Origin of the sequence: Amycolatopsis sp. NPDC059027 (assembly GCF_042739735.1) — a bacterium.
In the GTDB taxonomy this organism is placed as follows: domain Bacteria; phylum Actinomycetota; class Actinomycetes; order Mycobacteriales; family Pseudonocardiaceae; genus Amycolatopsis.
In genome coordinates this window covers 98,637-112,204 of record NZ_JBHYIK010000011.1, presented here as the reverse complement: position 1 = coordinate 112,204, position 13,568 = coordinate 98,637, and the positions used below count along the sequence as shown (strand labels likewise).

Sequence of the window (13,568 nt, the reverse complement as noted above, 5' to 3'; positions counted from 1 at the left end):
GTCCTGTCCGCCCCCGCTTCTGCACTTCCTCAATGGGCGACAAGTGACCCAAGAGGAAGGTGCAACCCCATGTCGATCTCAGAAGTGCTGCGCCTGGCGGCGGTCGGGTTCTCGCTGGTCGCTGCCACCCTGATGTACATCAGCTTCCGCCGGCGCACCCGCGAAGCCGTGCAGTCGACGTCGTACGGGGACGTCGCGAACATCCGAGCGCGCTTGGCAGTGACCACCTCGGAGTGGCTCGCACTGCTCTTCACGGTGCTGAGCGCCATCTTCGTCGCCGTATCGATCGTCTGGGCGCACTACCGGCAGTAGGTGCCTGGTCGACGGGTTCCGGAGCCGCACCTTCGCACACCTGTTCGCTCTCGGTGACCGAAACACTACTTGTGGGGGTCACTGCGACACGGTGGACAACATGTTGTGTCGTGAATGCCAGGACTGTCGGAGTTGCCGGGTACACTCCTAGTCAGCGAGTAGAAAGACCCCGACCGGGGTCAACACCTCGGCCGGGGTCCAGTGCATTGGCGTGCTCTGCGACGGTACAAGGCAGTGGCAGTAGGCAACAAGGCTGCGCCGCCACTTGGTGTTCAAGCTCGCACCGACAGAAAGTCGCAGTCATGTCCAAGAAGACGATCCCTCCGGGGACGCCCGCGCCCTCTTCGGGCCAGTACAAGGTTCCGGGTAGCAAGGTCGAGGTGACCGCGGTCAAGGGCAAGCCCTTGCCGCCGACACCCAAGTCCGGACAGGGATACATCGAAGTCGACAAGACGAAGCACAAGAACAACTAGCCGGTAGCCCCGGGGGCGAGGTGCTTAACGCCTCGCCCCCGGGGGACCCGTACGCGGAGCGTGCAACTCTGTGCACGTACGGCGACTCCGCTAGCGCTCCCGTCCCCGCGTATCTCGCATTCGCACCCCACGCTCGAGTAGTCTCGCCCGCGCCGTGTCCGCCGTCGTGTCGAACCTCTGGCCGATTCGTGCGAGTGACCAGCCAGCCGCGTACAGCTGTACTGCCTCGTCGATCTGCTCCGTCGTCAACCGCCCGCGGATCTGCACGCCGGCGCGGTAGAGGAGCCTGCCGACCGTCTTCCGATTGATCTTGAATCGTTCGGCGAGGTCGTAGACTGTCTCACCGCCCTGGTAGCCCTTGACCAGCTCGTCGACCTGTTGATCGCTCAGCTGCCTGGCTCGCCGTGACTTACGCCATTTGGGTGAACTTCGCGCAGGCTTGCGGGGCTCTGGCAGCTTCCGGATGAGGGCTTCGAGCTTCCTGACCTGCGTCGTTGTGTTGTAGTAGCGTCCCCCAGGGTCCACGCATAGCTGGCGAGTGCTCGCGGAGAGCGCTCGCCATTTGCGTTTCGCGTGTCTGGTGGGGGTGCAACCTGCACACCCCGTTCGGGGCAAGGCCCGGACCCCCAGGCTGTGGTTGCGTTCAGCGGGTTGGGGTCGCGTAGGCGCCCCTCGGTCGAGGACCGTCAGCTCTGTGACCTGATTCCCAGCAAAGTCTGTTCGATGAATCCGGGCACATCGTTGCCTTCGTCGATCAGGTAGAAATGCCCACCTGGGTAGACGCGTGTCGCGAATGACGCGGTCGTGTAAGCCTGCCATCCCTCCATGGTGGCCAACGGTGCCCGCCAGTCCGACTGTCCGACCAGCGCGACAATAGGTATCTCCAACAGGGGAGCGCGTGTGATGCGATGGCTCTCCCAGAGGCGGAAGTCGGCGAGAACAGGGGGTAGCAGTTCGGCGACCGCCTCGTCGTCCTCGATCAGTTCGGTGTCGAAGCCGCCCAAGCTCAGGATGGCCGTGCGGAATTCCGCCTCCGGAAGATCATGCAGTTTCGGTCCGCCCCAGATCACGTCCGGTGAGGACTGTGCTGACACGAACAAGCGTGCCGGACACGGCCCGCCCTGCGCCTGCAGTTCCCTGGCCACCTCGAACGCCAGCAACGAGCCGCTCGAGTGGCCGAAAAAGGAAAACGACCCGTTCAGCACCGACCGCAGAGCATCGATCAGCGTCCGCACCAGCGGGTCCACAGCAGTGACCGGGTCTTCGGCGATCCGATTCTGACGGCCGGGCAACTGCACGGCGGCCAACTCGATCTCCCGAGGCAACCGCCGTGCCCAACTCGCGTACGCGTTCGCACCTCCACCCGCGTGCGGAAAACAAATCAGCCGGTGCTGGGCCTCGTCCCGGCGAGCTCGCCAGAGATACGGACTCTCGACGACCAGCCGGTCGTTGTGGTGCCGTTTTCGTGTGTGCACGACCCCTCGCAATTCAGATCCGGTCTGTCTCACCGATCACCGCGTCGGTGATGGCGACCTGTTGTTCGTTCACCGCCGCGCCGCCGGCCAGCTCGGCGATCGTCTGTTGCCTGAACAAGTTCTTGGCGGAGATCGATATCCCGGCCTTCTTCGCCTTGGCGACGATCTTTATGCCGAGGACCGAATCGCCGCCCAGCTCGTAGAAGTTGTCGGTGACACCGATGTTTTCGATATGGAGTACTTCGGACCAGATCTCCGCGAGTACGCGCTCGTGGTCCGTCCGGGGCGGAACATAGCCGCCCCGATCCTCGACAGGGGTGTCGGCCCGGTGATCCGGAGGCGGCAGCGCCGCACGGTCGACCTTGCCGCTCGGGCTGAGCGGGAAGTCGGTGAGCGACATGATGATGGCCGGCACCATGAACTCCGGCAACCTTTCGCTGGCGAAATCCCGCAACCGCGCGGGCTCGGGCGCCCGTCCGGGTACATGGCGAACGTAGGCGACGAGGCGTTTGTGCTCGTCATCGTCGCGGCACACGACGGCCGCGTCCTCGACGTCCGGATGTTGTTGCAGCACGAGCTCGATCTCGCCCGGCTCGATCCGGTATCCGCGGATCTTGACCTGGCGGTCGGCCCTGCCGACGAATTTGAGCGTGCCCTCCGGAGACCATCGCACGAGGTCCCCGGTCCGGTACATCCGGTCGCCCGGCGTGTCGCCGAAAGGGTCCGGCAGAAACCTTTCCGCTGTGAGGCCGGGCCGGCTGAGGTAGCCGCGGGCCACACCGGGTCCACCGATGAACAGCTCGCCGACTACGCCGATCGGTACCGGATGGAGCCGCTGGTCGAGCACATAAGCCGTCGTGTTCGCGATGGGGCGGCCGATGGGCACCGTGGTGTGATCATCGGCCTCGTCGATCAGATGCCAGGTGGCGAGCGTGGTCGTCTCGGTGGGCCCGTAGCCGTGCAGCAGCCGCTGAGGCGGCCGGCTCGCGAGTAACTGCGACACGCGGTGTGGGTTGACGGTCTCGCCGCCGAAGAGCAACTGGCGCAGTGTGTGAAAGGCACCGGGGTCCGCGGCCACCACCTGGTTGAACACCGCGGTCGTGAGGATCAATGTGGTGACCTGACGCTGAACCAGCGTCCTGATAAGCGTGACCGGATCGAGGATCGTGTCCTTGGCGAGGACCACTATCCGGGCTCCGACGACCAGGGGCGCCCAGATCTCGAAGGTCACCGCGTCGAAGGTCGCCGCGGCCCCCTGACCCACGATGTCGTCCGTGCGCAACGGGATGAAGTCGGCGTTGCTGACCAGCCGGACTATCGACCGGTGCTCGACGACGACTCCCTTTGGCAGGCCGGTCGAACCCGAGGTGTAGATCACGTATGCCGCGTCGCGCGGAGCGACGGGTACGCCGGGTGGCTCGGCCGGTTGCGTGGACAGGGCCTGCCGTTGCTCGTCCAGCAGGAGATATCGGACGGCGGTGTCCGGTAGGTTCGCGATCAGCCGCCTTTCGGTCAGGCATATCGTCGGCTCCGCGTCGGCGAGCATGAAACTCAGCCGCTCGGCCGGATATTCGTGGTCCAGCGGGAGATAGGCGCAGCCGGCGCGAAGAGTGGCTAGCAACGCGGTGATCAGTGCGATGCCGCGCGGCAGGCACACCGCGATCACCGATCCCGGGCGAACTCCGGCCGAAACCAGCAGATTGGCCAGCCGGTTCGCTCGGGCGTCCAGTTGCGCGTAGGTCACCGTGTCGCTGCCGTCCACGACGGCGACCGCGGTCGGCCGCAGATGTGCCTGCTCGCCGACCAACTCGTGAACGCCCCGCCACGCGGGCAGCTCCACCTTGTTGACCGCCCAGTCGGCGAGCACGACGTGGTGCTCTTCCTCGTCGATCAAGGGGAGATCACCCACCGGCAGGGAGGGATCCCGCACGGCGGCGTCCAGCAACACCGACACGTGTCGAGCGAGTCGCCGTACGGTGGCCGAGTCGAACAGTGTTGCGTCGTAGCGCAGCGAACCCGCCAATTCTCCGGTTTCGGTCTGGCAGAAGTCTATGGCGATGTCGTACGACTGAGATGCGCTCGGTGTCCGTACTTCGCGCACGCTCATGCCACCCGGCTCGGTGCCTGGGCGGGGCGTCTTCCGAAGGGTCACCATCACCTGCACGGGAGGGCGGTCGTCGTCCCGGGACGCTTCCAAGGCGTTCACCACACGCTGGAACGGCACATCGCCGTGCGCCAGTGCGTCTCGGATCGTCGTGACGTTCTGAGCGAGGAGCTGCGCGAACGGCATGCCCGGCTGGACGGTGGCGCGCAGGAGGAGGAAATTCGTGAATTGGCCGATCACGCCCTCGAGCCCTGGCAAGTCGCGACCGGCCGCCACCGTTCCCAGAGCGACGTCACGTTGCCGACAGTAGCGGGAGAAGATCACCTGACATACCGTGAACAGCCCCGCGAACAGCGTACCCCCACTGACGCCGGCCAACTCGGCCATTCCGTTGACGACCGCGGCCGGAATTCGGAATTGGTGCGGAGTACCGGCCTTGCGGGATCCGCCTGACCGAGCGCGATCCATCGGCAGGTTCAGGACGGGGAGGTCGGCGAGCTGTGCGAGCCAATAGTCCAGTTGTGCGGCGAGGTCGTCTTCGGTGAGGCGTTCGCGTTGCCGGCGAACATAGTCGGCATACCGCATCGGAAGCTCGGCCGTCCGCGCCGGTTCCTTCGCCAGGGCTGCCGCGTAGAGTGCGCTCAGCTCTGCGGCGATGATCTCCTTTGAAGGCTCATCGACGACGATGGCGTGCGCGCACAGCGCCAGCACGTGCTCCGTTCCGCTCAGCCGGAAGAGCGTCGTTCGCAACATCGGGCCAGAGCCGAGATCGAAGGGGATCCGGCTCGACGCACGTATGCGCGTGTCCAACTGGGACTCGTATGCTGCCCTGGGCATCGGCTCCAGGTCGACGAAGTCGACATGGACCGCGTCTACCGGCCACACCGTTTGGTGTGGGCTACCGGCGACCTCGGCGAAAGTCGCGCGCAGTATCTCGTGCCTGGCCACCAATTGCCGGACCGTTTCCTGCAACGCCGTCCGGTCAAGTTCGCCGTCCAGCCGGAACGTGAATGTGGAGTTGTATCGCACCTCTTCCGGATCGCGTTCATACAGGCGCCAAAGTTCCTCCTGGCCGAACGCCAACGGGAACGACTCGGCATCGATACCGAGCGACCCGTCAGGCCCGGGTGTTCCGTCGGGCACCTCATCATCTCCTTTTCGTCCGTGTCTCGCCTGATGCTGGATGACGGTATTGGCCTGACGGTAGCCGTGACACGCAATGGAAATCCTCGCCGGATCAGCCTTTGTCACGGCTGTCGACTGGCTTGTCCCGGTGACGGGACATCGTGCTACGCATGCGTTATACCGGTCTGGCCGCCATGGAATCCGAGCGCGTCGGTGTCGTCGTCAACAGTGGCCGGCACCGCGCAAACGGAGGGAGGTCGAGCCCACCGCGGTCACGCGGAGTGCTCGGCATTGTCGACCAGCCCGTGTTGTCGTCACCCAGGTTGCGGTGGACTGTCACGGACAGTGGTGGTAAGACGGACAGTACGGTAGTGCGGCCGCACGTGCGGGCGTGCTTCAGTGCAAGCGACCGGTGTCCGGTTGACAGGACATTCCGGGGCGGTGGGGCGACTGGGTGGGTCACGGGTCATCTCCGATCGGTGACCCATGTTTCCACGAAGGGGGCGTGGTCTTGGACGGTCAATGATCATTTGCGGGGCGCCCGCTTCTCCGGATGCTCGCGGTCGGCCATCCGATATCGTCGCACCGCATGTTCTTCCGTCGCTCGTGATTGCCGCTCACTTGAGCCTGGAGCGAAGACCCTGTTCTCCGGGGTCGCCTGCCACTTCCGCGACAAATCAACCCGAATCCACAAAACAGTAAATTTCCGACACCTGCTCGGGGAGGTCGATCGTCTTGGTCTAGCGTGTTGCCGGTGATATATTACTTTTCGAAAAGCGGGGTAGCTATTTGTTGGAAATTAAATAGCTACTTGTTCATGGGGGTCGTGGGGGCTGGAGCCGGGTAAATCGGGACGGCGTCATAGCTGTCGATGGGGAGACTATCTATGGAAACTCGTGCACCCGAGATGTATGACGTGGTTGGCGTCGGGTTCGGCCCGGCCAGCCTCTCTCTGGCGGCGGCGCTGGTGGAATCTCAGGATGATCTCTCCGGAAAACGGCTCACTGCTGCTTTTTTCGAGCGGCAGAACACGTTCGGCTGGCATCGGGATATGGTGCTTCCATTGGCGAAGATGCAGGTCTCGTTTCTCAAGGATCTTGCCACTTTTCGCAACCCGTCCTCGTCATTCAGTTTTGTTTCCTACCTCCATTCCATGGGGCGGCTGGCCGAGTTCGTGAACAATCAGGACTTCTTTCCGACTCGGCGCGAATTTCATGACTACCTGGAGTGGGGCGCGGCCAGGGTGGCCAGCTATGTAACCTATGGCGCGCACGTCACCGGCATCGATTTCGTCGCCGACGGCCCTTGCGCGGGTGCACTCGCGGTCACCGTCAAGCGTGCGAACCAGGCTATACGGACAGTGTATGCGCATAACGTAGTGATATCCACTGGCCTTGAGGCGAGAATGCCTTCGGGTATCGACCGCGACGACCATGTCTGGCACAGCTCGGAGTTCCTCGGCAGATTCGAGAACGCCGATCGGGGACGACTCGGGCGCGTTGCCGTCGCGGGCGCTGGGCAGAGCGCGGCCGAGATCGCCAGGTTCCTTTACGACTCCCTGCCGGAGGCCAGTGTTTTCGCGATCATCCCGTCGTACGGCTACTCCATCGCTGACGACACGCCGTTCGCCAACGAGGTCTTCGGCGCTGACGCGGTCGACGACCAATACTTCGGATCGGGCGAGTCGCGCGAGGCGTTCTGGCGCTATCACCGCAACACGAACTACTCGGTCGTCGACGCGGAGGTGATCAGCGACCTCTATCGGCGGATGTACGAGGACAAGTTGCTCAAGGCCGACAGGTTGAACTTTCTTAAGCTTTCCCGGGTAAGCGGTGTTCGCCGGGTCGGTGACCAGACACGGTTGAGCATCGAGTCGCTCCGTCAGGGCACCCCCGGCGAACTCGACGTGGACGTCCTGGTGTGCGCCACCGGCTACAACCCCATGCAGCCCGCGGGACTGCTGGGCGAGATCGACCCGTACATCTTCCGGGACGAAGCGAAACGTTACCGCGTTGAGCGGGACTACCGGCTGGTCACGAATCTCGACCTGCCCGGTGGTATCTACCTGCAGGGCGGTACGGAGCACGCACACGGACTGGTGTCGTCACTGCTGTCGAACATCGCGGTGCGCAGCGGCGAGATCGTCGAATCCATCCTGAGTCGCCGTACCCGGTGGGAAATCGATTACACGGCGGCCGTCAACGTCCTTCCGACGAGCTGACCGACCAGGACAGCTTCGCCAAAAGATTGGAGAACCGTGAGCAGCACCAACCCCTTCGACGACGAGGATGGCCGGTTCTACGTGGTGGTCAACGACGAGAACCAGCATTCATTGTGGCCTACGTTCGCGCCGGTCCCGAAGGGCTGGCGGACCGTGTTCGGCGAGGACTCCAGGCAGCGGTGCCTCGAGTACGTCGAGGAGAACTGGACGGACCTGCGTCCGCAGAGCCTGCAGGAGGCGATGGCTGGGGACGCGCGCGGCGAAGGCATACGCGAGTGAACATCTGGAGATAGCGCATCGAAAGAAATGGGGGAAGCGCGTTGGGTTCAATACGCATGGTGGCGGGAGTTGGTCGTACAGAACCTGATCAGAACAGAAATTCACACCATCCGGGAAAGGCGGCGGCCGGCGACAAGGTGCTCGCCACCGGGGTCGGGCTTCGGATCCCCACGGACCTGAGCTTCGAGGAATGGACACTGGCCGGTAAACGGTTGTCCGGCCTGATGGATGCCTCGGCGTGGTGGCTCGGCGACTGGTTGGTGTTCGGCAAGAAGTACTACTCCGATAGTTATCAGAGGGTCATTCGTACGGTCGGCCTCAGATACCAGACATTGCGCAACTACGCGTGGGTGGCACGCCGCTTTGAGATTGCCAGGCGTCGGTCCGCGCTGACCTTCCAGCACCACGCGGAAGTGGCCTCTCTTCCTTTCGTGGAGCAGGAGCGATTGCTTGACTGCGCGGAGCAGGAAGCATGGACTACCAAACAGTTGCGCATCGCGATCAGGGCCAGCCGTGTCGTGGACAGTGAGACGCAGGCCCCGGCGAGAAAGCAGTCGCACATCAAGGTGCCCGACGACCATGTCGACGTCTGGCGCAAGGCAGCGGATGCCGCGGGCACGAACTTTGATCACTGGGTACGAGAGACCCTGGATCAAGCTGCGGAAGAAGCACTTAACGTCGACTATGATTTCGGAATTTGACGGTATGTCTTTCAAGTCGGTCGAGCAAGTAGAGGGGCACGTTTGGGTGTCGGAAGTCTATTCCGCAGAACGGTGTCACGCTTCGGGAATTGCCATACGGTGTCGTGTGCGGGAAAGATGGGTGTGCTCGATCGTACGAAAAGTGGAATCAGCGTCGAATCGCTGAACGCACCCCACGGGACGCCGGAATCGGCGCCTCGTGGTGTTCGCCCTGCTCGTGCGGAATGCCGTATCCGCACGAGCAGGTGCACGGTGTCATCCTGGTCGAGCCCGAGGAGGTATGCCGTCGCGGTGATGAACCCGCATCGATCCGGCCGTCGCCGCCCAGGCCGTTGGCTCGGACGTCCGGGGGCCCGCCAAGGGCCGTCACCGCGCGGCGGCCGCACGATTCGGGCGACCGGATCACCGAGCTGATCGGGACGAGGAGCCCATAGCGCGTCGCGGGTGTCGGTGGCGCTCGCTGAACAGAATCGCCGAGTGCCTCGTCCACGCAGGGGCGAAGGCCGACCCGTTCAGCATATTCACGGTCACTGGAACGGTGAACTGACTGCCCGGGCGGCCTGACTGTCTGTACACGCCGCCGCGTGCCGAACCGCGCTGCGCGCACTCCGCCATCCTCGCCGACTTGATCCGTGACTATCCCGCGAGCGTCAGCCTCGCGGGTCGCCTGCTCGGTCCAGTCTCCGCGGCGCCGCGTCTGTCCTGAGCGTCTTTTGGCAGGTCGGCTCGTCTCGCTCCGCGGCGTTCTCCTTGGCCGTCCAGGCGGCGTGTTCCTCGGGCGTCCACGGCCGGAACGGGCCATCGGGCCGCGCGTCGGCTTGCGGCGCCGGGATTCCGAGCTTGCCGCACATCCAACGCTGGAAGTCGAGATGGTACGAGACGACAGCGCCGCCATGGCCGTGCGGACGATCCCATCTGGCGAGGAGTGAGTCGCCGAAGTGGAACTCGTCGCGGGCCGTTCCCCGACGATAGCGGATCACCGGATGCAGGAAAGCTGTGCAATCGGGGTGATTCGGGTCGGATGGCCCGAGGAATTGGACGGCGGATTCCGAGTAGTGGTGGAACCCGAACTCGAGTGTCAGAGTGAAGACGTGATCTTCGCCGAAGTCCATCCGATCGGCGTGTGCGAGCGGGAGTTCCTGCATGATCGTGAGGCGGCCGTCGCCGGCGACAGTGATGACGTCACAGAGGGTTCCGAACAACTGGAACAGCGCGGCCGTCACGCTCACGCGCTCGTAGAGGTAATCTGCGAATGTGTCCCACGCGAACGGTTCGATGATCTTCCTGGGGTAAGGAACACCTTCGTACCGCTCCTCGAGCAGGCGTGAAAGCACCTGAACGTTGTACCGGTAACCATGAATGAATCCCGAGGCTGACTTCTTGTCGTTCCCGTTCATGGCAGTACCGATGAAGTAGAGGTTCCGCACGTTGGCGGACTCCCACGTCGGAGATAACCGAGGATATTTCCCCCTGTCCCAGGTTTCCGGCATGACGTCTGGCGAAAAAATGCTCTCCGGCACATAGCGCCATCCGCAGCAGCGGATGATGATGTCGTACTCGCGGTCGAGCTGAAGGGTTCCGGGGATGGAGGAGGTCGGGTAGTCGTACTCGTGGCTTGTCACCAGAGTCCCGGTCGGAGTCTGTTCGATCTTCCTCAGGCGCGGACTCAGCACCGCATTCAGGCTCTTGAGCTGGTAAAGGTCGAAGATTTCGTTGTTGATCGCTCGGAGGTCACCCACGTAATGGGTGTCCCAGGCGAACCGTATCGGGCCCTTGGCCAGGATGTTCACGATAGCCGCCGAACCGGCTATGTACTTCGCCGTCTCGAACGCCGAATTGCCCTGACCGATAATTCCGACGCGTTTGTTTCGATAAGCTTCGAGGTCGAGTGTCACGTCCTCGTAGCCGGTCGCCAGCTCGATCCCCTCGATTTCGTCGGGGATCATCGGTTCGGCGGCTCCGAGGCCCAGAAGCAGAACGTCGCAGGTGAAGACCTCCCCAGTCGCCGTCGTCAGCCGGAAGATGTCCCTCTCGGGACGCGATATGTTCGTCACCTCCGTCTGGTGCCGGATCCGGAGCGAGAACCGGGTAGCGAAGTCGCTCAGGTAGCGACAGTAGACGTCCGCGTCGGGAAACAGTTCGTCCGTGTACTCGGTGAAGCGCATACGCGAATCATCGGACAGGAGGGAGTTCCAGTCGTGTCGCCAGTTGAATTCCTCTTCCTTGAAAAAGTTGTGTTTCTTGTTGATCGAGATCAAGGTTCGATGGATGGGATACTTGTGGAAGAAGTTGCCGACTCTCGCGGATCTCTCCAGAATGAGATAGTCGCGGCCGCTGCGCTCCAGGAAGTACCCCAGCTGCAAGCCGGCCGGGCCGGCGCCGACAATAATGTACTTGTGGTGTTCCGTCATGACAACCTTCCTGGCCTTGGGTGAGTTACCAGCGAGCCTGCCGAATCCCGTGAGCCGGGCTGGTTTCCAGCGCGCGGGTTGATCCAGCCGGTGGAATTGATCAATGGCGCTGTTCCGTAGGTCAACCTCAGCACCTGGTCGCGATTCAGTCGCGGATCACATGCCGTCTCGTATCGGCGGTGGAGATCGTCCACTCGAACCGGAGAGCCGGAATCGATGCATTCGGTCACGTTCCTGCTTGTCACCTCCAGATGGAGGCCGCCAGGGATTGTCCCCAGCTCCTTGTGGACCTCGAAGAATCCACGTATTTCATCATGTATTGTCTCCAGCCGTCGGGTCTTGCGGCCCTCCGGTGTCACGAACGTGTTCCCGTGCATCGGATCGCACACCCACGCGGCCGGAGAACCCACGGCGAGTGCTTCCTCGACCAGCGGCGGGAGCATTTCCCGCACGGCGTCGGAGCCGAACCGGGTGATGAAGGTGAGTCGCCCAGGTTGCCGCTGCGGGTCGAGTCGTTCCACCAGCTGCGCTATCGTACCGGGAGTCGCCGTACGCCCCAGCTTGACCGCTATCGGATTGCACACGCGCGCCGCGAATGCGATATGCGGGCCGGAAATCTGCCTGGTCCGCTCGCCGATCCACAGTAGATGACCGGAGGCGCCGTATCGCCGCCCGCTGGCCGGGTCAGTGCGCGTGAGCGCGTTTTCGTACGGTAGCAGTAGAGCCTCGTGGCTGGTGAAACAGTTACCGCCGAGCCTGCGGCGCAGTACAGGTTCGCGAGCCTGCAATTTCCGGATCTCCAGCAGGGTGCGCGCCGACGCGCGGTATGCGCGGAGCAGACGCCGTGGGTCCGGGGTACGGTCCTTGGCGGTGAACTGTATCGAATTCACCGCGTCGCCGCGGTAGGCCGGCAGCACATCGTCGTCTCTCGTCTCGGTCGGCGTCGAACGTGGTTTCGCGTACTGCCCTGCGATGCGGCCGACGGTGACGATTGGCAGACCCGAGACAGCGGTCAGGACCGTCGCGATATCCGCGAGGCACCTGATCTTCGCTTCGGCCGATTCGACCTGCGACGCTGCGAAGAGTTCGGCGCAGTCGCCGGCCTGGAACAGGAACGCATCGCCCCTGGCGACAGCGGCGAGCCGGTCGCGTAGTGCATCGCAGTCAGTCAGTGATACCAGAGACGGAAGACGCTCCAGTGTTCGTACCACCTCGGACAGCTTGCCGGGATCCGGCCAGTCCGGCTGTTGTGCCGCCGAAGGCTGTCGCCGCGTTGCCGGCTCATCCATGTGGCTGTTCATGACGCCTACCAGTGTGGTCAGGACCGGCAAAGTCGCAGGACGGCATCCGCAACCTCTTCCCCGGGTTCTCCAAAGAAGGATCGGTACACCCGCTTGATGTCGGCTTCCCGGCGGGGGTCTGTCCGTGCGCCACCCGAGTCGAGACGAGCCTGCTGAATACGCTTGGAAATATCAAAACGTATGCGTAACAAGTTGACTATCCCGATGTCGATGTTATCGATCTCTTGTCGTGCGGCCGCAGCGGACAACTGGATAAGACCACCAGTACCTGCACTGACGGTCGCCGCGGATGTAAGTGCCTCACCATCTGAACCGCTCACGCTTGATACCCACTATCTCTGTGGAGTCAGTAGTAACTTCCCGATGGTGCGCCGTTCCTGGAGATCCCTGTGCGCGGTGACGGCGTTCTCGAGCCGATATCTCCGTTCTATGTGTGCGTTCAGCTGGTTGTTCCCCATCCAGTCGAATACGATTTCAGCTCGTTTGAGTAGTTCTTCCCTGGTGACGATGAAATCCGGGAGATAAGGCCGAGTCAGCACCTTGGAGCGCAGGGGGCCTGTGGACACGTCGACGGGCCCCACCTTGCCGCTCGACTGACCATAGAGCACAAGCTTTCCTTGCCGGCGCAGGCAAGCGAGGCTTCCGTCGAACGTGGTGTCGCCGACCGCGTCGTAGACGACATCGACCCCCGCTCGTCCGGTCAACCGCTGGACCTCGGACACGAAGTCGACATCCGTATATCGGATGATGTCGTGCGCACCGGCCTCGCGTGCCGCTTTTTCCTTCTCGGCGGTGGAAACCGTGCCGATGACCCGGACGCCTAGCTGGTTGAGCATCTGCGTGAGCAGCAGGCCGACACCGCCCGCCGCGGCGTGTACCAGCGCCGTCTCACCAGGCCGTGCCGGATGGCAGTCGTGCGTCAGCAGCCGCACTGTCATTCCCTGCAGCAGGCCAGCGCAGGCCTGCTCGGCCGAAATGCCCGGAGGTACCAGGACAAGCCGGTGTGCGGGCAGTACGACTTGTTCGGCGTAGGCGCCGGGAACCGGCACGTCCACGGTGGCGGGGGGGGGGCCCAACCGGAACGCCGGCGCGGGGGTGGCCCCGGGGGGGGCCGGGGGCCCCCCCCCCCCCCCGGGGCCCAAAAGGTGCGCGCCGCGGGGTATTGG

The 13,568-nt window shown here is 63.5% G+C and carries 12 protein-coding genes; 5 read left to right on the top strand and 7 right to left on the bottom strand.

All coding sequences use genetic code 11. From position 1 onward, the window contains the following. The first annotated feature begins 69 nt into the window (after window positions 1-69). Window positions 70-312: a hypothetical protein gene (locus tag ACFWY9_RS10240; protein WP_378338660.1), complete on the top strand. Its 243-nt coding sequence runs from the start codon at window positions 70-72 to the stop codon at window positions 310-312. A gap of 302 nt (window positions 313-614) precedes the next feature. Then, entirely contained in the window at window positions 615-785 is a 171-nt protein-coding gene (locus tag ACFWY9_RS10235) for a hypothetical protein (RefSeq protein WP_345393626.1), read from the top strand. A gap of 90 nt (window positions 786-875) precedes the next feature. Here ACFWY9_RS10235 and ACFWY9_RS10230 read toward each other — a convergent pair whose 3' ends face one another. From ACFWY9_RS10230 to ACFWY9_RS10220, 3 genes are all read right to left on the bottom strand, one after another. Further along, window positions 876-1,310 (bottom strand): hypothetical protein, encoded by a 435-nt coding sequence (locus ACFWY9_RS10230; RefSeq protein ID WP_378338659.1) that lies wholly within the window; start codon window positions 1,308-1,310, stop codon window positions 876-878. Window positions 1,311-1,471: 161 nt separating this feature from the next. Beyond that, window positions 1,472-2,260: a thioesterase II family protein gene (locus tag ACFWY9_RS10225; protein ID WP_378338658.1), complete on the bottom strand. Its 789-nt coding sequence runs from the start codon at window positions 2,258-2,260 to the stop codon at window positions 1,472-1,474. A 13-nt stretch (window positions 2,261-2,273) separates the two neighbouring features. Then, window positions 2,274-5,507 (bottom strand): amino acid adenylation domain-containing protein, encoded by a 3,234-nt coding sequence (locus tag ACFWY9_RS10220; RefSeq protein WP_378324355.1) that lies wholly within the window; start codon window positions 5,505-5,507, stop codon window positions 2,274-2,276. Between the two features lie 868 nt (window positions 5,508-6,375). On the opposite strand from ACFWY9_RS10220, the gene ACFWY9_RS10215 reads away from it, so the two are divergent. From ACFWY9_RS10215 to ACFWY9_RS10205, 3 genes are read left to right on the top strand one after another with little or no spacing between them, the layout of a single operon-like run. Then, the gene (locus tag ACFWY9_RS10215) at window positions 6,376-7,710 is read left to right on the top strand and encodes a lysine N(6)-hydroxylase/L-ornithine N(5)-oxygenase family protein (RefSeq protein ID WP_378324356.1); all 1,335 of its coding nucleotides are present in this window, start codon (window positions 6,376-6,378) and stop codon (window positions 7,708-7,710) included. Between the two features lie 36 nt (window positions 7,711-7,746). Then, window positions 7,747-7,989 (top strand): MbtH family protein, encoded by a 243-nt coding sequence (locus tag ACFWY9_RS10210; RefSeq protein ID WP_378324358.1) that lies wholly within the window; start codon window positions 7,747-7,749, stop codon window positions 7,987-7,989. Between the two features lie 56 nt (window positions 7,990-8,045). Further along, the gene (locus ACFWY9_RS10205; protein WP_378324360.1) at window positions 8,046-8,690 is read left to right on the top strand and encodes an LmbU family transcriptional regulator; all 645 of its coding nucleotides are present in this window, start codon (window positions 8,046-8,048) and stop codon (window positions 8,688-8,690) included. Between the two features lie 650 nt (window positions 8,691-9,340). Here ACFWY9_RS10205 and ACFWY9_RS10200 read toward each other — a convergent pair. The 4 genes from ACFWY9_RS10200 to ACFWY9_RS10185 are packed head-to-tail and all read right to left on the bottom strand — an operon-like array spanning window position 9,341 to window position 13,457. Continuing rightward, a complete protein-coding gene (locus ACFWY9_RS10200; RefSeq protein ID WP_378324361.1) occupies window positions 9,341-11,101 on the bottom strand; it encodes an NAD(P)-binding domain-containing protein in 1,761 nt (586 codons plus the stop codon). Then, window positions 11,098-12,402: a 3-deoxy-7-phosphoheptulonate synthase gene (locus tag ACFWY9_RS10195; RefSeq protein ID WP_378324362.1), complete on the bottom strand. Its 1,305-nt coding sequence runs from the start codon at window positions 12,400-12,402 to the stop codon at window positions 11,098-11,100. The genes ACFWY9_RS10200 and ACFWY9_RS10195 overlap by 4 nt, the downstream gene beginning before the upstream one ends. A gap of 17 nt (window positions 12,403-12,419) precedes the next feature. Further along, window positions 12,420-12,722 (bottom strand): chorismate mutase, encoded by a 303-nt coding sequence (locus ACFWY9_RS10190; protein WP_378324364.1) that lies wholly within the window; start codon window positions 12,720-12,722, stop codon window positions 12,420-12,422. Window positions 12,723-12,734: 12 nt separating this feature from the next. Continuing rightward, window positions 12,735-13,457: a quinone oxidoreductase family protein gene (locus tag ACFWY9_RS10185; RefSeq protein WP_378338657.1), complete on the bottom strand. Its 723-nt coding sequence runs from the start codon at window positions 13,455-13,457 to the stop codon at window positions 12,735-12,737. Window positions 13,458-13,568 lie beyond the last annotated feature (111 nt).

Coding starts and splice junctions, on each gene's coding strand:
- ACFWY9_RS10200 (WP_378324361.1), bottom strand. CDS start 11,101: ATGACGGAACACCACAAGTACATTATTGTCGGCGCCGGCCCGGCCGGC.
- ACFWY9_RS10195 (WP_378324362.1), bottom strand. CDS start 12,402: ATGAACAGCCACATGGATGAGCCGGCAACGCGGCGACAGCCTTCGGCG.
- ACFWY9_RS10215 (WP_378324356.1), top strand. CDS start 6,376: ATGGAAACTCGTGCACCCGAGATGTATGACGTGGTTGGCGTCGGGTTC.
- ACFWY9_RS10205 (WP_378324360.1), top strand. CDS start 8,046: ATGGTGGCGGGAGTTGGTCGTACAGAACCTGATCAGAACAGAAATTCA.
- ACFWY9_RS10240 (WP_378338660.1), top strand. CDS start 70: ATGTCGATCTCAGAAGTGCTGCGCCTGGCGGCGGTCGGGTTCTCGCTG.
- ACFWY9_RS10235 (WP_345393626.1), top strand. CDS start 615: ATGTCCAAGAAGACGATCCCTCCGGGGACGCCCGCGCCCTCTTCGGGC.